This window comes from Pseudomonas sp. EA_65y_Pfl2_P74, assembly GCF_963970575.1.
Taxonomy (GTDB): Bacteria; Pseudomonadota; Gammaproteobacteria; order Pseudomonadales; family Pseudomonadaceae; genus Aquipseudomonas; species Aquipseudomonas baetica_A.
In genome coordinates this window covers 64,838-83,354 of sequence record NZ_CAXAOQ010000020.1, presented here as the reverse complement: position 1 = coordinate 83,354, position 18,517 = coordinate 64,838, and the positions used below count along the sequence as shown (strand labels likewise).

Sequence of the window (18,517 nt, the reverse complement as noted above, 5' to 3'; positions counted from 1 at the left end):
GCCTGCACAAGCATTAAAGCATCGATAATGATTATTCGCTATCTCATTTAGCCACTTTCGGTTAACACCCCTCCCCTACCTGATGGGTATGCCTGAGCTGATACGCACAAATTCGGGTTTATTCGCTCTCATCGCTTGATAAGTAACACTCAAAGTGCAACAGTATTAGTAGAACACCTTAACTGATACGGACAGCACATCATGTTCATCCGCGCATACCTCCGAGCATCTACCGAAGAGCAGGACGCCGGCCGTGCCCGGGCATCGCTCGAGCAATTCGCCACTGACCACAACAAGGTGATCGCGAGCGTGTACCTGGAGAACGCCAGCGGCGCGTCGGCAGATCGGCCTGAGCTGCTGCGCCTGCTCAAAGATGCGCGCAAGGGTGACGTGCTGCTGGTCGAGTCGATAGATCGCCTCTCGCGCCTTCCGGTGGAGGACTGGCAGAAGCTCAAGGCTGCAATCGACTCCAAGGGCTTGCGCATCGTCGCGCTCGATCTGCCGACCAGCCATCAAGGAATGCAGGACACCAAAGGTGACGAATTCACCGGCCGGATGCTGGGCGCGATCAACTCGATGCTGGTGGAAATGATGGCTGCGATCGCGCGCAAGGATTATGAGCAGCGCCGCGAGCGCCAGGCGCAGGGCATCGAAAAGGCCAAAGCCGCCGGCAAGTACCAGGGCCGGCCGATAGATGAGGATCTGCACAAGCGTGTAAAAGAGTTACTGGCGGCAGGTCTTGGAGTGCGCGCCGCGGCTCGACACGCCTCATGCTCAACAACGACGGTTCTGAAGATCAGGGACCGGGGCCACAGCACCCCCTAAGAAAGCGGTAAGGGTGGAAGATTTGGAAATGATGGCGGTGACGGTAAAGGTGGTGGCGGCGGGCGATGCCCAAGCCTTATTGCCAGTTCGCGCTGAGAAGAAGACAGCGCCGGCCAGATCATATGAACGCTCGATAGCTTCATCTCCCGCAGGTCCTTTTTATGCTGATCACGCCGAAGGGCAACCTTGAAAAAAGAAGGGCTATGGTCGATGTCGTTCTCCTTCAGCCTCCACAGAACCACGAAGGCGAATTTCGGAGAAAGGTACCCATGACCTTGATAGTAGCGAAGTGCGTTAGCGAGTATTGAGCCACCCTCTGCGTCGGCGAGCTTCTGCAGCGATCGCAAGCAAGCATCGTCGCGCATCTTCTGCGTCAAACGATCCAGCTTTTTCTGCGTGTCCTTTGCGGAGAGCTTACGGCCCGCTTCAAATACCGAAACACCGAATCTGAGGATGCACTGAGAGCCCACCCAAAGCGCGTGGCCTGTGAGCGCGTTTCGAATCTCAAACTGATAGCGGAGCGACTCCTGATCACAAAGCTCACACGTCTCAGTCGGGTGCTCGTGATCCCTCACCACGTCCTTAAAAGACCACTCCTCGAAGGCCTCTGGCAGCGTCTTGCCTACAGACAGCGGAATGATGTTTTCCCATACTCGCTGCGGGTAACTCGCCATGACCTGGCTCCTACTTCGTCCTTGCTTGATCGGAGTCCGCATACTGCGAATCCGCCCTTTCCGCACCACGTTATGGAGCGGAATGCTGTCACCCTGCTGTCACAAGCATTTATAAAAATCGATCAGTCGCCGGGAAGCCCTTATTTTACTGGTGCCCGAGACAGGAATCGAACCTGCGACCTTCGCGTTACGAGTGCGCTGCTCTACCGGCTGAGCTACACGGGCGGTGGGCTAAACCTAGCACCGCTCTTGAGGTCCGGCAACTCGGGACTTGGTACGGTTGATTTCAACAGACAAAAAAATGCCCCGCCGTTTTCACGGCGGGGCATTTTTATTGCGCTAACGCTGCGGGGTGTTTAAACGCCCGAAGCCTTGGCCGCTGCCACGTCTTTGATGGACAGCTTGATACGGCCGCGGTTATCCACGTCCAGTACCAGCACTTCCACTTCCTGACCTTCTTTCAGAATGTCAGTCACTTTCTCAACACGAGCATCGCTCAGCATCGAGATGTGAACCAGACCATCCTTGCCCGGCAGGATGTTGACGAATGCGCCGAAGTCGACGATGCGCTCAACCTTGCCAACGTAGATCTTGCCAATCTCGGCTTCAGCGGTGATACCCAGAACGCGCTGACGAGCTGCTTCAGCCGCTTCCTTGGTTTCGCCGAAGATCTTGATCGAACCGTCGTCTTCGATGTCGATCGAAGCCTTGGTTTCTTCGCAGATCGCACGGATGGTGGCGCCACCTTTACCGATAACGTCACGGATCTTGTCGGTGTCGATCTTCATCGCAATCATGGTCGGAGCGTTGGCCGACAGTTCGGTACGCGACTGACCGATGATCTGGTTCATCTGACCGAGGATGTTCAGGCGCGCTTCCAGGGCTTGGCCCAGAGCGATTTCCATGATCTCTTCGGTGATGCCCTTGATCTTGATGTCCATCTGCAGTGCGGTAACGCCTTTGGCAGTACCGGCTACTTTGAAGTCCATGTCGCCCAAGTGGTCTTCGTCGCCCAGGATGTCGGTCAGGACTGCGAATTTCTCGCCTTCCTTAACCAGACCCATGGCGATACCGGCAACCGGTGCCTTCATCGGCACACCAGCGTCCATCAGGGCCAGGGAAGCGCCGCAAACGGAAGCCATCGAGCTCGAACCGTTGGATTCAGTGATTTCCGAAACCACGCGAATGGTGTACGGGAACACGTCAGCGGCAGGCAGCATGGCCGAAATCGAACGACGGGCCAGACGGCCGTGACCGATTTCACGACGACCAGCGCCACCCATGCGACCACACTCGCCCACCGAGAACGGAGGGAAGTTGTAGTGCAGCATGAACGGGTCTTTTTTCTCGCCTTCCAGGGTATCCAGCAGCTGTGCGTCACGGGCGGTGCCCAACGTCGCGACGACCAGAGCCTGGGTTTCGCCACGGGTGAACAGAGCCGAACCGTGGGTCTTCGGCAGAACGCCGACTTCGATGTTCAGCGGACGTACGGTACGGGTGTCACGGCCGTCGATACGTGGCTTGCCGTTTACGATGTTTTCGCGAACGGTGCGGTATTCGATTTCACCGAAAGCCGCTTTGACTTCGCTGGCAGAAGGCTGGCCTTCTTCGCCGGACAGCTTGGCAACAACCTGGTCTTTCAGCTCGCCCAGACGTGCGTAGCGGTCAGCCTTGATGGTGATGGTGTAAGCCTGGGAGATCGCTTCGCCGAATTCGGCACGGATCGCGCCCAGCAACTCGGTGGCTTCTAGAGCAGGCGCCCAGGTCCAGGTTGGCTTGGCAGCTTCGGCAGCCAGTTCTTTAACGGCGTTGATCACAACCTGGAACTCGTCTTGAGCAAACAGTACCGCGCCCAGCATCTGGTCTTCGGTCAGCTCTTTGGCTTCCGACTCAACCATCAGCACAGCGTCCGAAGTACCGGCAACGACCATGTCCAGGCTCGAAGCAGCTTGTTGCTCGTAAGTCGGGTTCAGCAGGTAGCCGGTGCTTTCGTGGAAAGCTACACGAGCGGCGCCGATCGGGCCGTCAAACGGGATACCCGAAATGGCCAGGGCAGCCGAGGTACCGATCATCGCAGCGATGTCCGGATCGGTCTTCTTGCTGGTGGAAACGACGGTGCAGACAACCTGCACTTCGTTCATGAAACCTTCTGGGAACAGCGGACGGATCGGACGGTCGATCAGTCGGGAAGTCAGGGTTTCTTTCTCGGAAGGACGGCCTTCACGCTTGAAGAAACCGCCAGGGATCTTACCGGCAGCGTAAGTCTTTTCCTGGTAGTGAACGGACAGAGGGAAGAAGCCCTTGCCCGGATCGGCTTGCTTGGCACCAACAACAGTCACCAATACGCTGACGTCGTCGTCAACGGTGACCAATACTGCGCCGGAGGCCTGACGGGCGATACGGCCAGTCTCGAGGGTAACGGTCGACTGACCGAACTGGAATTTTTTGATTACCGGGTTCACGGTGTCCTACCTTCTTTTGTGGCTCTTGGGGGAACTGGTTTCTTGCGAAATTCTTGGGCAATGTCGGGAGTCGGCCCAACGCCTGTCCAGGGTAAAACGTGTATCCAGATAAAACTTGAGGCTGGGAGCCTGCAAGGCGCCAGCGGTAAACCGCTGACGCCTGACAGACAACCAACCTCATAGCGCAATCGCTGATTAGCGACGCAGACCCAGGCGACCGATCAGAGTCTGGTAACGACCCAGATCCTTGCCTTTCAGGTAGTCCAGCAGCTTGCGGCGCTGGTTAACCATGCGGATCAGACCACGACGGGAGTGGTGATCTTTACCGTTGGCCTTGAAGTGACCTTGCAGTTTGTTGATGTTGTGGGTCAGCAGTGCAACTTGCACTTCTGGCGAACCAGTGTCACCAACAGCTTGCTGGTAGTCAGCAACGATTTGAGCTTTTTCTTGAACGTCGAGAGCCATGAGGCAATCCTTTTATCAGGAAACTGTTTCAAGGAAACAGCTTCAACAGGCCAGGGACAAATCCCTGTATCTATAAATGAGTCGTGACCGTGCCTGTTAACAGCCACACTCGCCGACCTGCTGTTACACAGGCCGGTTCCGGTCATTCTGACCGAATCAAGCGACGTGGCGCGATGCGCCCGTCTTCGCTCACTTCACCGATACCGATGAAGCGACCATTGTGATCCTGTACCCGCACCATGCCGAACTTCGGAGCATCCGGAGCACGAACCGGCTGGCCGTTAAGCCAGTAGAACGCACTCGCTTGCGAGAACTGCAGCAACGGCCAATCCAGCAGGCCGCTGTCCGATGGCATCAGGAAACGGTCGACCGCTTCGTTGCCGCCTTCGGCATGTACTGCTTCCAGCTCTTCGAGAGTCACGGTCTGCGCCAGGGTGAAAGGCCCGGCCTGGGTACGGCGCAATTCTGCGACGTACGCACCACAACCGAGTTGCTCACCGATATCCTCCACCAGGGTGCGAATATAGGTGCCCTTGCTGCAATCCACCGCAAGGCGCGCAGTATCGCCCTCGAAGGCCAGTAATTCCAAGCGCGCAATAGTAACAGAACGCGGTTCGCGCTCCACTACTTCGCCTGCACGAGCCAGCTTGTACAGCGGCTGACCATCTCGCTTGAGCGCCGAGTACATCGGCGGTATCTGACTGATTTGACCGCGAAATTTCGGCAGAACCGCCTCGACATCGGTGCGACCAACGGTCACCGGACGCTCCTGCAAAACCTCACCTTCGGCGTCTGCCGTGGTGGTGGTCTTGCCCAGTTGCGCCAGGGTTTCGTAACCCTTGTCGGAATCGAGCAGATATTGCGAAAACTTGGTGGCCTCGCCGAAGCACAGCGGCAAAACGCCAGTGGCCAGCGGATCGAGACTGCCGGTATGCCCAGCCTTTTCGGCGTTGAGCAACCAGCGAACCTTCTGCAACGCGGCGTTGGAGGTGAACCCCAGCGGCTTGTCGAGCAGGATGATACCGCTGACGTTACGACGGATACGTTTGACCTGAGCCACCGAATTACTCCTTGGTGTCTTCAGGTTCAGCAACTGCCGGGTGCTGATTGTCTTCAGCCACGGCGCGCTCGATCAGGGCCGACAGGTGCGCACCACGCACGACGCTTTCGTCGTAGTGGAAGTGCAATTGCGGCACGCTGCGCAACTTCATTTCGCGGGCCAGTTGCATACGCAGGAAACCTGCGGCGGCATTCAGTACCTTGATGCTTTGCGCGATGTCTTCGGCATTGTCCTGCCCCATCACGGTGATGAAGATCTTCGCGTGACCGACGTCACGGCTGACTTCCACAGCGGTAATGGTGACCAGGCCGACGCGCGGATCTTTGACTTCACGACGGATCAGTTGGGCCAGCTCACGCTGCATCTGATCGCCGATACGTTGGGTGCGGCTGTATTCTTTTGCCATGATTTGTTACCTGTTACTGCCCTACGGTGAAACCCGCAAGGTCTGAAAGCGGCAAACGCCCGGCCTGACAGAAGCCAGACCGGGCGTTGCGTTTAGAGTCCGAGTGATGCGCCACACATTGCAGTGCGGCCGACCATCACGGCTCCTGAAGTGCGCGAGTTAGAGGCTGCGAGCAACCTGAACCTTCTCGTAAACTTCGATCTTGTCGCCAGCTTTGACGTCGTTGTAGCTCTTGACGCCAATACCGCATTCCATGCCGGCACGTACTTCGGAAGCGTCATCCTTGAAGCGGCGCAGGGATTCCAGCTCGCCTTCGAAGATAACGATGTCTTCACGCAGTACACGGATCGGACGGTTACGGTGCACAACACCTTCGATCACCATGCAACCAGCGATCGCGCCAAACTTCGGCGAACGGAACACGTCACGCACCTCGGCAACACCCAGGATGTTCTCGCGAACATCGCTGCCGAGCATACCGGTCAGGGCTTTCTTGACGTCTTCGATGATGTCGTAGATCACGTTGTAGTAACGCATATCCAGACCTTCCTGCTCGACGATCTTCCGTGCGCCAGCATCGGCACGCACGTTGAAGCCGAACAGTACAGCGTTGGAGGCCAGTGCCAGGTTGGCGTCGGATTCAGTGATACCACCGACACCGCCGCCGACTACGCGCACTTGCACTTCGTCGTTGCCCAGGCCATTCAAGGCACCGTTCAACGCTTCCAGCGAACCACGGACGTCGGATTTGAGGACGATGTTGAGCGTCTTCTTCTCGGCCTGACCCATGTTTTCAAAGATGTTTTCCAGCTTGCCGGCGTGAGCGCGAGCCAGTTTGACTTCGCGGAACTTGCCTTGACGGAACAGAGCCACTTCACGGGCTTTCTTCTCGTCAGCCACTACGCTCATCTCGTCGCCAGCGTCCGGGGTACCGTCCAGGCCGAGAATCTCGACAGGGATGGAAGGACCGGCTTCCTTGATTGGCTTGCCGTTCTCGTCGAGCATGGCGCGAACGCGACCATAGTTCGAACCGACCAGCACCATGTCGCCTTGGCGCAGGGTACCGTCTTGGACCAGCACGGTTGCAACCGGGCCACGACCTTTGTCGAGACGCGATTCAACCACGACACCACGGCCTGGAGCCGAAGGAGTCGCTTTCAGTTCGAGAACTTCAGCCTGCAGCAATACGGCTTCGAGCAGTTCGTCCACGCCAGTACCGACTTTCGCCGAAACCGGTACGAACGGCGTATCACCGCCCCACTCTTCCGACGTCACACCGTGAACCGACAGTTCGCTACGGATGCGATCAAGATCAGCACCCGGCTTATCGATCTTGTTCACTGCAACCACCAGTGGAACGCCAGCCGCTACAGCGTGCTGAACAGCTTCAATGGTCTGCGGCATTACGCCGTCGTCGGCTGCAACCACCAGAATCACGATATCGGTCGCCTTGGCACCACGGGCACGCATTGCGGTAAACGCGGCGTGACCTGGGGTATCAAGGAAGGTGACCATGCCGCGTTCGGTTTCAACGTGGTACGCACCGATGTGCTGGGTGATACCGCCGGCTTCGCCCGCAGCAACCTTGGCACGACGAATGTAGTCGAGCAGCGAGGTCTTACCGTGGTCAACGTGGCCCATTACGGTCACGACTGGCGCACGGGAGAACGACTCACCTTCAAACTTCAGGGACTCGGCCAGGGAATCTTCCAGAGCGGTGTCGCTGACCAGGGTCACTTTGTGGCCCAGTTCTTCGGCTACCAGTTGAGCAGTTTCCTGATCAAGCACCTGGTTGATGGTCGCTGGAGTACCCAGTTTGAACATGAACTTGATGATTTCAGCAGCCTTGACCGACATCTGATTGGCGAGATCGCCAACGGTGATGGTCTCGCCGATCTGCACATCGCGCACGACAGGGCCGGTTGGGCTCTGGAAACCGTGAGCGTTGCGCTTCTTCAGCTTGGACTTGCCGCGACCACCACGACGGAAGCCATCGCTCTCTTCGTCGGTAGTACGTGGCGCGACACGTGGTGCTGGCGCTTTCTCTTTGACCGATGCGCGATGCGGAGCGTTTTTACGCTCGCCGTCACCACCGCCACTGCGACGATTGTTGTCGTCGGCACGTGGTTTGTCCGGACGGCGCTGTTCGTTCTGCTTGTTACGAACGTCAGCAGACGGTGCTGGAGCAGCGGCGGCCACCGGTGCGCTTTCGCGTACTGGCTGGGCAGCTGCAGCCGGCGCCGAAACGGCGTCGTTGGTAGCGGTTTTGGCAGCAGCAGGCTGGCGACGCGCTTCTTCTTCGGCGCGTTGCTTGGCTTCTTCTTCAGCCTTCTGACGCGCAGCATTTTCTACTGCGCGACGTTCATCCAGTTCACGCTTGCGCTCGGCTTCGATTTCTTCCGGGCTACGCTGTACGAAAACTTTCTTTTTGCGAACTTCAACGCTGATGCTCTTGCTACCAGCCACACGCAGGGTGCTGGTGGTTTTACGCTGCAGCGTGATCTTGCGTGGTTCTTCCACTTTCGCCTTGTGGCTGCTCTTCAAGTGAGTCAGCAAAGATTGCTTCTCACTGTCAGTCACATGTTCTTCGGCGGCGGTGTGCGGCAGACCTGCCTCACGCATCTGCTGCAACAGGCGCTCTACCGGTGTTTTGACCTCATCGGCCAGTTGTTTCACCGTGACTTGCGTCATGCACTTCTCTCCTCAGGCCGCGCCTAATTACTCGAACCAGTGGGCTCGGGCGGCCATGATCAACTTGCCGGCACGATCATCGTCAATGCCGTCGATGTCGAGCAGGTCGTCAATAGACTGCTCGGCCAGGTCTTCGCGGGTAATTACGCCGCGCACCGCCAGTTCCATCGCCAAATCCTTGTCCATACCCTCAAGCGAGAGCAGGTCTTCGGCCGGATGGGCGTCTGCCAGCTTTTCCTCAGTAGCGATGGCTTTGGTCAACAAGCGATCCTTGGCACGAGCGCGAAGCTCGTTGACGATGTCCTCGTCAAAGCCGTCGATGTTGAGCATTTCTTCCAACGGTACGTAGGCAATCTCTTCCAGGCTGGTGAAGCCTTCATCAACCAGCACCTGAGCCAGCTCTTCGTCGACTTCCAGCTCGTCGATGAAGTTGCGCAGGATGTCGCCGGTTTCTGCTTGCTGCTTAGCCTGGATGTCCGATTCGGTCATCACGTTCAGGGTCCAGCCAGTCAACTGGCTCGCCAGACGCACGTTCTGACCACCGCGACCGATGGCCTGAGCCAGATTGTCTGCGCCAACTGCGATGTCCATGGCGTGGGCATCTTCGTCAACGATAATTGCCGCAACCTCGGCCGGGGACATGGCGTTGATCACGAACTGAGCCGGGTTGTCGTCCCACAGGACGATATCAACACGCTCACCGCCCAACTCACCCGACACTGCCTGGACGCGCGAACCGCGCATACCAATGCAAGCGCCCTGCGGGTCGATGCGTTTGTCCTTGGAGCGGACGGCGATCTTGGCACGCGAACCCGGATCACGGGACGCAGCCATGACTTCGATCAGACCTTCGGCAATTTCCGGCACTTCGATACGGAACAGCTCGATCAGCATTTCCGGCGCGGTACGCGACAGGATCAACTGCGGGCCACGGTTCTCGGTGCGGATTTCCTTGAGCAGCGCGCGCAAACGCACGCCGACGCGGAAAGTTTCGCGAGAGATGATGTCTTCACGGGCCAGCAACGCTTCAGCGTTATTGCCCAGGTCGACGATCACGTTATCGCGGGTGACTTTTTTCACGGTGCCGGAGATGATTTCTCCCAGGCGCTCGCGATAGGCGTCGACCACTTGAGCACGCTCGGCTTCGCGCACTTTCTGCACGATGACTTGCTTGGCAGTCTGTGCAGCAATGCGGCCGAACTCGATGGACTCGATCTTTTCTTCAACAACGTCGCCGACATTGGCGCCAGGATGCGTTTCAGCAACCTTGCTCGGCCAAGTTTCGATAGCCGGATCGTCGAGATCGTTTTCTTCGACGACCGTCCAGCGACGGAAAGTTTCGTAAGAACCGGTGTGGCGGTTAATTTCCACACGCAGGTCAACTTCGTCTTCAAAACGCTTTTTGGTAGCAGTGGCCAGAGCCAGCTCCAGCGCTTCAAAAATTACGCTTGCCGGTACGCCCTTTTCATTGGATACCGACTCAACAACCAGCAGTACTTCTTTGCTCATCGTACGCCTCGCCTTTCGCAAGCCATTGGATCCGCGGGATCCGCGTCTCAGTCAAAACTGGGAATAATGTTGGCCTTGTCGATCATATCGATCGGCAACAGGAATTCGTGGTCATCTACCTGCACCACGACATCCTGCTCTTCTACACCGCGCAGAAGGCCCTGAAAGTTGCGTCGACCTTCAAAAGGCGAGCGCAGCTTGATCTTCACTTGTTCACCGGCAAATTTTGCAAACTGCTCAAGAGTGAACAGTGGGCGCTCCATGCCAGGCGAGGAAACTTCGAGGGTGTATTCAACGGAGATTGGATCTTCAACATCCAGTACACCGCTGATCTGACGGCTGACAATGGCGCAATCGTCCACCAGCACGCCACCCTCTTTATCGATATAAACGCGCAACATCGAGTGACGACCTTGAGCCGAAAACTCAATACCCCAGCATTCATAGCCTAGGGCCACGACCACCGGGGCCAGCAAGGCCTGCAACTCTTCTAGCTTGCTCGACACCTGAACCCCCTAGTGCATGATATGTGCATGCTATGCAAAATAAAAAAATGGGCCTAACGCCCATCCTTGAAACGCCGCCGAACAGCGGCGTCGAAAGTATCCAGCTAACAAAAAGCCCCTTAAAAGGGGCTCCTTAAACTGGTTGCGGGGGCCGGATTTGAACCGACGACCTTCGGGTTATGAGCCCGACGAGCTACCAGACTGCTCCACCCCGCGACAAAGCTGGGGCGGAAGTATACGACCGATCCCTTGCAGGGTCAATGTAACCTTCCACCTGCAAGAAAGCCCGCAACAGCGGGCTCTCTTGACTAATTGGTACCGAGAAGGGGACTCGAACCCCTACACCCTATGGGCACAACCACCTCAAGGTTGCGTGTCTACCAATTCCACCACCTCGGCAAAACTACGTTTGAAACCCTTCTTACTTCTGCTCTTGAGCTGGAGGTACGTCAGTCGCTGGAGTAGCCGACTTTTGCTCTTGAAGCACCGGTACATCATCAGAAGCCGGTTGTTGCTGCTTAGGCACTTCCAACACTGCTGGATCTGGCAAACCTGCTTGAGTCAGCTCATGAGCTTTCTCTTTAGCAAAGTAACCTAACCCCAAGCTGGTTATGAAGAAACCGGCGGCAAGTATAGCAGTAAACTTACTAAGAAAGGTAGAGGAACCTTGGCTTCCGAACACAGTATTTGAAGCACCTGCTCCGAAAGACGCACCAGCGTCCGCACCCTTACCCTGCTGCAGCAAAACCAGAGCAACTACGCCCAATGCACCCAGCAGATGAAAAACGACTACGACTGTTTCCAGCATTTTTTCAGTTTCCCGCGGCGCGACAAATCGCACCGAACTCATCTGCATTCAGGGAAGCTCCACCAATGAGCCCCCCATCGATATCCGGCATGCCGAACAGTTCGACCGCATTGGCCGCCTTCACGCTGCCGCCGTATAGAAGCCGCACACCTCGTGCGACCTCAGAATTCTCTGCCGCCAACTGTTCGCGAATGGCTTTATGCACATCCTGAGCCTGTTGCGGCGTTGCAGTCAGTCCGGTACCAATGGCCCAGACAGGCTCGTAAGCGATGACTGCCTTGGCAAAAGCACCTACACCCAGCTCCTCGATGATGCTGCCCAGCTGACGCCCGACAACCTCAAGAGTTTTTCCAGCTTCGCGCTGCTCCAGGGTTTCCCCTATACACAACACCGGAATCAAGCCACATGCCTGTGCCGCTGCGAACTTGCGATTCAGCATCCCGTCTCGCTCGCCCATTATCTGGCGGCGTTCGGAGTGCCCGACAAGCACAAGGGAACAACCTGCATCCACCAACTGACTCGGTGCAATCTCACCGGTCAATGCACCTTGCATGGATTCCACCGCAGAATTCTGCGCACCGACCGAAATCGATTTGCCTTTCAAGCCATCAATCACTTGATTGATATACAAGCAAGGCGGGAATACCGCGACATCAACACCGCTTGGCAAGGCCAGATGACGAAGCCCGTTGATCAGCTCAGCGACGCTGGCGCGGGTACCGTGCATCTTCCAGTTACCAGCTACCATAGGGCGACGCATGCTGTACCTCGTCGGTCAAAGTGGGCGCAGATGTTACCCAACACAATCATGGCTGGCAAGCCGAATCAGGCAGAAACTTCAGTTACCAGTTTTGCCAGCTCTTCGGCATAGCTGCGAACCTGGGTTGCATCCTCCCCTTCAACCATCACACGCACCAAAGGCTCTGTGCCGGACTTGCGCAAAAGCACACGTCCGCGACCGGCCATTGCCTGAGTGACGCGCGCGCTGGCCTCCTTGACAGCCGGATGTTCCAGCGGACTTTCACCTCCACCGAAACGCACATTGATCAGCACCTGAGGACACTTGCGCAAAGCTTGTCGAGCTAACGCCAGACCTTCGTTACGCGTTTTGAGCGCCATCAGCACTTGCAGAGCAGCAATGATCGCGTCACCGGTCGTGGTGTGATTGAAACAGACGATATGCCCTGAGTTCTCACCACCGACCAACCAGTTACGCTCAAGCAACTCAGCAATCACATAACGGTCGCCGACATTGGCGCGAACGAATGGAATCGAAAGATCGGCAAGGGCCAGCTCCAGACCGAGATTACTCATCAGGGTGCCTACCACTCCTCCTTGCAGCTTTCCACGCTCCTGCAGATCGCGAGCAATGATGAACAGCAGGTCATCACCGTCAACAATCGCCCCCGTGTGGTCAACCATCAGGACGCGATCACCATCCCCGTCAAAAGCAATACCCAGATCAGCGTGCTCAGCCAGCACCGCCGCCTGCAACTGCCCCATATGAGTGGAGCCGCAATTGTCGTTGATGTTCAGACCATTTGGCTGGGCTGACAGCACCACGACCTCGGCGCCCAGCTCACGAAAAACACTCGGCGCAACTTTATAGGTCGCACCGTGAGCGCAGTCGATGACGATCTTGAGACCGGCGAAATTGGTACCGGTTGGCACACTGCTTTTGCAGAATTCAATGTAACGACCAGAGGCGTCATTGATCCGCGACACCTTGCCGATCTTGCTCGACTCGACCACGGTCATTGGTGTGTCGAGCAACTCTTCGATCATCAATTCCAGCTCATCCGGCAACTTGGTGCCTTTACCTGAGAAGAATTTGATGCCGTTATCATCATGCGGGTTGTGCGAAGCACTGATCACGATGCCGGCTTCAGCCTGGAACGTGCGCGACAGATAGGCAATGGCCGGCGTCGGCATCGGACCAAGCAGCATTACATCCGCCCCCGCCGAAGTCAGTCCAGCTTCAAGCGCCGATTCAAACATATAACCGGAGATGCGCGTGTCTTTGCCAACCAGCACTTTGCAGGCGCCCATCTTGCGGAACGCCATGCCAGCAGCCCAGCCGAGCTTGAGCATGAAGTCAGGAGTAATCGGATATTCCCCGACTCGACCACGAATGCCGTCAGTACCGAAGTATTTCTTGCTCATAACTGCTCCATCGTTCTTATTCAGCCGACTCAACGGCCGCGATCATCCGCACCACGTCTACCGTTTCCGCCACATCATGGACGCGCAATATACGTGCGCCCTTGATTGACGCGAGCGCAGCCAGTGCGAGACCACCATGCAGACGCTCGCCCACAGGACGATTCAAGGCGTGACCAATCATGCTTTTCCGAGATACACCAACCAACAAAGGTCGACCTAGCTTATGCAGAGCCTCCATATGCTTGAACAAGCTTAGGTTGTGCTCCAGGGTTTTGGCGAATCCGAAACCAGGATCAAGTATGACACGCTCGGCAGCAATACCTGCCAACGCGCATTGAGCCATCCGCTCAGCGAGAAATTCGCTCACTTCCCGAGTGACATTCTGATAGCGCGGATCATCCTGCATATCACCAGGCTCACCCAGCATATGCATCAGACACACCGGCAACCCCGTAGCCGCCGCCGCATCCAATGCACCATCGCGCCGCAGTGACCGCACATCATTGATCAATCCGGCACCCAGTCTCGCAGTTTCGCGCATCACCGCCGGAGTCGACGTATCGACCGAGATGATGACATCAAGTTCGCGATTGATCAGCTCGACGATTGGCGCCACGCGCTCAAGCTCTTCCAGCGGCGAAACCGTACGAGCGCCAGGACGGGTGGACTCGCCACCCACATCGATCAGCGTCGCACCTGCGGCGACCATGGCTTCAGCGTGGCGCAAGGCCGCGTCGAGCTGGCTGTAACGGCCACCGTCAGAGAAGGAATCGGGAGTTACATTGAGAATACCCATGACATGCGTCTGGGAAAAATCAAGAACCCGGTTGCCGCAAGGCAACCGGGTCAGGGACTGTACAGAAGTCATTTCAAACCTTAAACATCAGCAGCCGGACCGCCAATCGGTTTTTCCGGACGCTCATCCTGAACGACAGGAGGCGGCGGCGTACCCGCACCACCCGACCAATCGCGAGGCTCGCGAGGCGTGCGACCGGCCATGATGTCGTCGATCTGCTCAGCATCAATCGTTTCATACTTCATCAGCGCGTCAGCCATTGCATCCAGCTTGTCACGATTATCCGTGAGGATCTGCTTGGCCGTGCCGTAGCACTGATCAATAATGCTGCGCACTTCGGAATCGATAAGCTTCGCAGTCTCACCAGAGAAACTGGCGCCCTGACCGCCACCACCACGCCCGAGGAACACTTCACCCTCTTCTTCGGCGTACATCAACGGACCGAGTTTTTCCGAAAGGCCCCACTTGGTCACCATGTTCCGCGCAATCTGACTGGCACGCATGATGTCGTTGGAAGCACCAGTGGTTACACCGTCGAAGCCCAAGGTCATTTCTTCAGCGATACGGCCACCGTACAGCGAGCAAATCTGGCTGATCAGCGCACGCTTGGACAGACTGTAACGATCTTCTTCCGGCAGGAACATGGTCACACCCAACGCACGACCGCGCGGGATAATCGAAACCTTGTAGACCGGGTCATGCTCAGGCACAACACGACCGACAATGGCGTGGCCAGCTTCGTGATAAGCAGTGTTCTGCTTTTCTTTCTCGGACATGACCATCGATTTTCGCTCGGCGCCCATCATGATCTTGTCTTTGGCCAGCTCGAACTCTTTCATCTCGACGATGCGTTTGCCGCTACGAGCAGCGAACAGCGACGCTTCGTTGACCAGGTTGGCCAAGTCGGCACCGGAGAAGCCTGGAGTACCGCGAGCGATAACGGCCGGAGCAACGTCGTCACCCATTGGCACTTTGCGCATGTGAACCTTGAGAATCTGCTCGCGACCACGAATATCTGGCAGGCCGACCACAACCTGACGGTCGAAACGGCCCGGACGCAGCAATGCCGGATCGAGTACGTCAGGACGGTTGGTTGCAGCAATCACAATGATGCCGTCATTCATTTCGAAGCCGTCCATCTCAACCAGCAACTGGTTGAGGGTCTGCTCACGCTCGTCGTGACCACCCCCCATGCCGGCGCCACGGTGGCGACCGACAGCGTCGATTTCGTCGATGAAAATGATGCAAGGCGCATGTTTCTTCGCCTGCTCGAACATGTCACGCACACGGCTGGCACCGACACCGACGAACATTTCGACGAAGTCAGAACCGGAAATGGTGAAGAAAGGCACTTTGGCTTCGCCAGCGATAGCCTTGGCCAGCAAAGTCTTACCGGTACCCGGAGGCCCCACCATCAGCACGCCACGAGGGATACGACCACCCAGACGCTGGAACTTGCCCGGATCACGCAGGAACTCTACCAACTCACCCACTTCTTCCTTGGCTTCGTCGCAACCGGCAACGTCAGCCAAAGTAGTCTTGACCTGATCTTCGGAGAGCAGGCGCGCCTTGCTCTTGCCGAAGCTCATCGGTCCGCCCTTGCCGCCAGCGCCGCCCTGCATCTGGCGCATGAAGAACATGAACACCGCGATAATCACCAGGATCGGGAAGCTGGCTACCAGAAGCTGGGTCCAGATGCTCTGCTGCTCAGGTTGCTTGCCCTCAACCACAACGTGGTTATCGACCAGATCACCGATCAGGCCATTGTCCTGAATAGCGGGACGAATGGTCTTGAAGCTGTCGCCGTCGTTGCGCTTGCCGGTAATCACATAGCCATCAACCGCTACGCGCTCGACCTTGCCATCCTTGACCTGCTGGATGAAGTCGGAATAGTTGAGGGTCTGCGGCTCGTTAGGGCTGGAGAAGTTGTTCATCACCGTCACCAGGACAGCCGCGATGATCAACCACAGGATCAAATTCTTTGCCATATCGTTCAATTAACTACCCTCTGAAGCAAGCTCCGCTACTGGCGCGCGCTTCGCATGATATTCACCGGCCTAACTTACTACATTACCTACAACTCTGGCAGGCGCCGTCTGTAACCCTTTGTGAAACACTTTCTACACAATATTCGCTAAAGCGCTCGGGGCAAAATACGAAAAACCTATCACCCCCGTGAAAAAAACCCGTTTTACTCACTACGCCCGCGATAACCCCAAGCCAGCATGTACTGCTCGCGGGAGCTGCCACGAGAAGAATCCGGTTTGATCATCTGGATCTTGTCGAACTTCTTGCGGGCATCCTTCAGGTAAACATCAAACCCTTCGCCCTGAAAAATCTTGATTACGAAATTACCACCCGGCTTGAGTATCCGCTCCGCCAGATCAAGCGCCAACTCGCAAAGGAACATGGCTTTGGGCATGTCCACTTCAGGTGTACCACTCATATTGGGGGCCATATCGGAAATCACAAGGTCTACCTGCGAATTACCGACGGCATCCAGGATCTGCGCGAGTACTGCGTCCTCGGTGAAGTCGCCCTGAATGAAGGTCACGTCCGGAATACTGTCCATTTCCAGGATGTCCGAGGCAATCAGACGCCCCTGACCACCGATCAGCCGGCTAGTAACCTGCGACCAGCCACCAGGCGCAGCCCCCAGATCGACAACACTCATGCCCGGACGGATCAGCTTGTATTTCTCTTGAACCTCCAGAAGCTTGTAACTCGCACGCGAGCGGTAGCCATCCTTCTGCGCTTGCTTCACATAGGGATCATTGACATGTCTTTTCAGCCAACCAAGGCTTGTCTTGGAACGCGCCATTGGGCACCTCGATGATAAGGGTCGTGATTAATTGGGCGGATCCACGAACCCTCGGGTAAAATGGCCGCCATTTTACAGAATCCAGACGAAAGGGTCAGATTATGCCGCTCACTCAAGAGCAGAAGAAACAGTACAAATCCATTGGCCACCATCTGAAACCAGTCTTGACTGTGGCTGACAACGGTTTGACTGAAGGTGTTATAGCCGAACTTGAACGCGCATTGGCGGATCACGAGCTGATCAAAATCAAGCTCAACATCCTTGATCGCGAGTCGCGCCTGGCGCACATCGCAGAACTGTGCAAGGTCGGCAAGGCTGACCTGGTACAGGTCATCGGCAAGATGGCACTGGTTTACCGCAAGAACTTCAGCGTCAACAAGCAGCTGTCGAACGTTCATCGCTTCAAGTGATGACAAGGGTCAAGGGTGTGCTTCGCGCACCCTGCCACTCCATCCAGGTACCGGCTGCAGCACCAGCACCAACCCGGAAAACCCCAGAACCAGATAACTGAATACCTGCCAGCGCTGAGCATCCGGCCAGCCGATACGCACGGCGACAAACATCGCACACGCATTCAACGCCATCAACAGCACCTGCCCGCGAAAATCTTGCCATAGACTGCCAAGGCCCTCGGCCTGCACCAGCACCAAGGCCTGAAAAATCAAGCATGCGGCGGAAAAGCCCACCACCAGCACTTCAAATGCACTGGCGATTTCATCAATCAGCAACTGCGCCAGGCCAATCTGGCCCAACGCCGGCTGCAAACCAAAATGAATCAACCAAAGACCACCGACCCACAACATCTGGGTCAGCTGCCAAAGCATGGCGCCCGCGCGTAGCGGGCGCCCGGTTTCAGATGTGACGGACTTCGACAATCTCATACTCGATAACGCCACCTGGCGTTTTCACAGCAACCACATCACCCTCTTCCTTGCCGATCAAAGCTCGAGCAAGAGGAGAACCGACTGAAATCTTGCCGAGTTTGAAGTCAGCCTCATCCTCACCCACGATGTGGTAAGTGACGCTTTCATCAGTTTCGACATTAGCGATTTCAACGGTGGTGCCGAAAATAACTTTACCGGTATGAGGAATCGTCGTGACATCGATGATCACCTGATTCTGAATCCGGCCCTCAATATCACGAATCCGCGCTTCGACCATGCCTTGCTGTTCACGAGCGGCATGGTATTCAGCGTTTTCCTTCAAGTCACCCAACTCGCGGGCCGTACCGATGTCCTGGCTAAGCTTTGGACGAACGACCTTGGTCAGGTGAGTGTGCTCTTCTTCCAGGGCGCGAGCGCCCTGAACAGTCATTGGGTACTTGATTATGC

Annotated in this window: 18 protein-coding genes and 3 tRNA genes; 2 read left to right on the top strand and 19 right to left on the bottom strand. The window is 56.6% G+C overall.

The annotated features are described in order from the left end of the window. Window positions 1-201: 201 nt before the first annotated feature. A complete protein-coding gene (locus AACY18_RS17330) occupies window positions 202-825 on the top strand; it encodes a recombinase family protein (RefSeq protein ID WP_339465474.1) in 624 nt (207 codons plus the stop codon). Here the strand turns inward: AACY18_RS17330 and AACY18_RS17325 are convergent. The 17 genes from AACY18_RS17325 to rlmE all read right to left on the bottom strand — a co-directional run bounded on the left by AACY18_RS17325 (window position 822) and on the right by rlmE (window position 17,186). After that, window positions 822-1,499, bottom strand: a complete 678-nt coding sequence (locus AACY18_RS17325) for a hypothetical protein (protein WP_339465473.1) — start codon at window positions 1,497-1,499, stop codon at window positions 822-824. The genes AACY18_RS17330 and AACY18_RS17325 overlap by 4 nt on opposite strands. A 149-nt stretch (window positions 1,500-1,648) precedes the next feature. Further along, window positions 1,649-1,724 (bottom strand) — tRNA-Thr (locus AACY18_RS17320). A gap of 131 nt (window positions 1,725-1,855) precedes the next feature. Then, window positions 1,856-3,961, bottom strand: a complete 2,106-nt coding sequence (gene pnp / locus AACY18_RS17315) for a polyribonucleotide nucleotidyltransferase (protein WP_221730616.1) — start codon at window positions 3,959-3,961, stop codon at window positions 1,856-1,858. A gap of 195 nt (window positions 3,962-4,156) precedes the next feature. Next, window positions 4,157-4,426, bottom strand: a complete 270-nt coding sequence (gene rpsO, locus AACY18_RS17310; RefSeq protein ID WP_003177875.1) for a 30S ribosomal protein S15 — start codon at window positions 4,424-4,426, stop codon at window positions 4,157-4,159. A 142-nt stretch (window positions 4,427-4,568) separates the two neighbouring features. Further along, complete coding sequence (gene truB / locus AACY18_RS17305) at window positions 4,569-5,486, bottom strand: tRNA pseudouridine(55) synthase TruB (protein ID WP_339431698.1); 918 nt, start codon at window positions 5,484-5,486, stop codon at window positions 4,569-4,571. 4 nt (window positions 5,487-5,490) lie between these two features. Further along, on the bottom strand, window positions 5,491-5,892 hold the full coding sequence (gene rbfA / locus AACY18_RS17300; protein ID WP_095191053.1) for a 30S ribosome-binding factor RbfA: 402 nt from the start codon (window positions 5,890-5,892) through the stop codon (window positions 5,491-5,493). A gap of 159 nt (window positions 5,893-6,051) precedes the next feature. Beyond that, a complete protein-coding gene (gene infB, locus AACY18_RS17295) occupies window positions 6,052-8,583 on the bottom strand; it encodes a translation initiation factor IF-2 (protein ID WP_339431697.1) in 2,532 nt (843 codons plus the stop codon). Window positions 8,584-8,610: 27 nt separating this feature from the next. Continuing rightward, a complete protein-coding gene (nusA, locus tag AACY18_RS17290; protein ID WP_221730613.1) occupies window positions 8,611-10,092 on the bottom strand; it encodes a transcription termination factor NusA in 1,482 nt (493 codons plus the stop codon). Window positions 10,093-10,139: 47 nt separating this feature from the next. Continuing rightward, on the bottom strand, window positions 10,140-10,598 hold the full coding sequence (gene rimP, locus AACY18_RS17285) for a ribosome maturation factor RimP (protein WP_007915250.1): 459 nt from the start codon (window positions 10,596-10,598) through the stop codon (window positions 10,140-10,142). Between the two features lie 139 nt (window positions 10,599-10,737). After that, window positions 10,738-10,814: transfer RNA gene (locus tag AACY18_RS17280), tRNA-Met, on the bottom strand. Between the two features lie 97 nt (window positions 10,815-10,911). Further along, window positions 10,912-10,997 (bottom strand) — tRNA-Leu (locus tag AACY18_RS17275). Between the two features lie 22 nt (window positions 10,998-11,019). After that, window positions 11,020-11,406: a preprotein translocase subunit SecG gene (secG, locus tag AACY18_RS17270; RefSeq protein ID WP_095191056.1), complete on the bottom strand. Its 387-nt coding sequence runs from the start codon at window positions 11,404-11,406 to the stop codon at window positions 11,020-11,022. 4 nt (window positions 11,407-11,410) lie between these two features. Next, a complete protein-coding gene (tpiA, locus tag AACY18_RS17265) occupies window positions 11,411-12,166 on the bottom strand; it encodes a triose-phosphate isomerase (RefSeq protein ID WP_016986498.1) in 756 nt (251 codons plus the stop codon). A gap of 65 nt (window positions 12,167-12,231) precedes the next feature. Further along, complete coding sequence (gene glmM, locus AACY18_RS17260) at window positions 12,232-13,569, bottom strand: phosphoglucosamine mutase (RefSeq protein WP_339431696.1); 1,338 nt, start codon at window positions 13,567-13,569, stop codon at window positions 12,232-12,234. A gap of 16 nt (window positions 13,570-13,585) precedes the next feature. Further along, on the bottom strand, window positions 13,586-14,437 hold the full coding sequence (folP, locus tag AACY18_RS17255) for a dihydropteroate synthase (RefSeq protein ID WP_339465472.1): 852 nt from the start codon (window positions 14,435-14,437) through the stop codon (window positions 13,586-13,588). Between the two features lie 8 nt (window positions 14,438-14,445). Next, window positions 14,446-16,353 carry an ATP-dependent zinc metalloprotease FtsH gene (gene ftsH / locus AACY18_RS17250; RefSeq protein ID WP_221730609.1) on the bottom strand — a complete coding sequence of 636 codons (1,908 nt, stop codon included), beginning with the start codon at window positions 16,351-16,353 and terminating at the stop codon, window positions 14,446-14,448. Window positions 16,354-16,556: 203 nt separating this feature from the next. Then, window positions 16,557-17,186 (bottom strand): 23S rRNA (uridine(2552)-2'-O)-methyltransferase RlmE, encoded by a 630-nt coding sequence (rlmE, locus tag AACY18_RS17245; RefSeq protein WP_150617091.1) that lies wholly within the window; start codon window positions 17,184-17,186, stop codon window positions 16,557-16,559. A gap of 101 nt (window positions 17,187-17,287) precedes the next feature. Here rlmE and AACY18_RS17240 point away from each other — a divergent pair, with 101 nt between their 5' ends. Next, complete coding sequence (locus AACY18_RS17240; protein WP_339431694.1) at window positions 17,288-17,596, top strand: YhbY family RNA-binding protein; 309 nt, start codon at window positions 17,288-17,290, stop codon at window positions 17,594-17,596. Between the two features lie 9 nt (window positions 17,597-17,605). Here AACY18_RS17240 and AACY18_RS17235 read toward each other — a convergent pair whose 3' ends face one another. Both AACY18_RS17235 and greA read right to left on the bottom strand, forming a co-directional pair. Continuing rightward, a complete protein-coding gene (locus tag AACY18_RS17235; protein ID WP_339431693.1) occupies window positions 17,606-18,010 on the bottom strand; it encodes an MFS transporter in 405 nt (134 codons plus the stop codon). 28 nt (window positions 18,011-18,038) lie between these two features. Then, on the bottom strand, window positions 18,039-18,515 hold the full coding sequence (greA, locus tag AACY18_RS17230; protein ID WP_339431773.1) for a transcription elongation factor GreA: 477 nt from the start codon (window positions 18,513-18,515) through the stop codon (window positions 18,039-18,041). Window positions 18,516-18,517 lie beyond the last annotated feature (2 nt).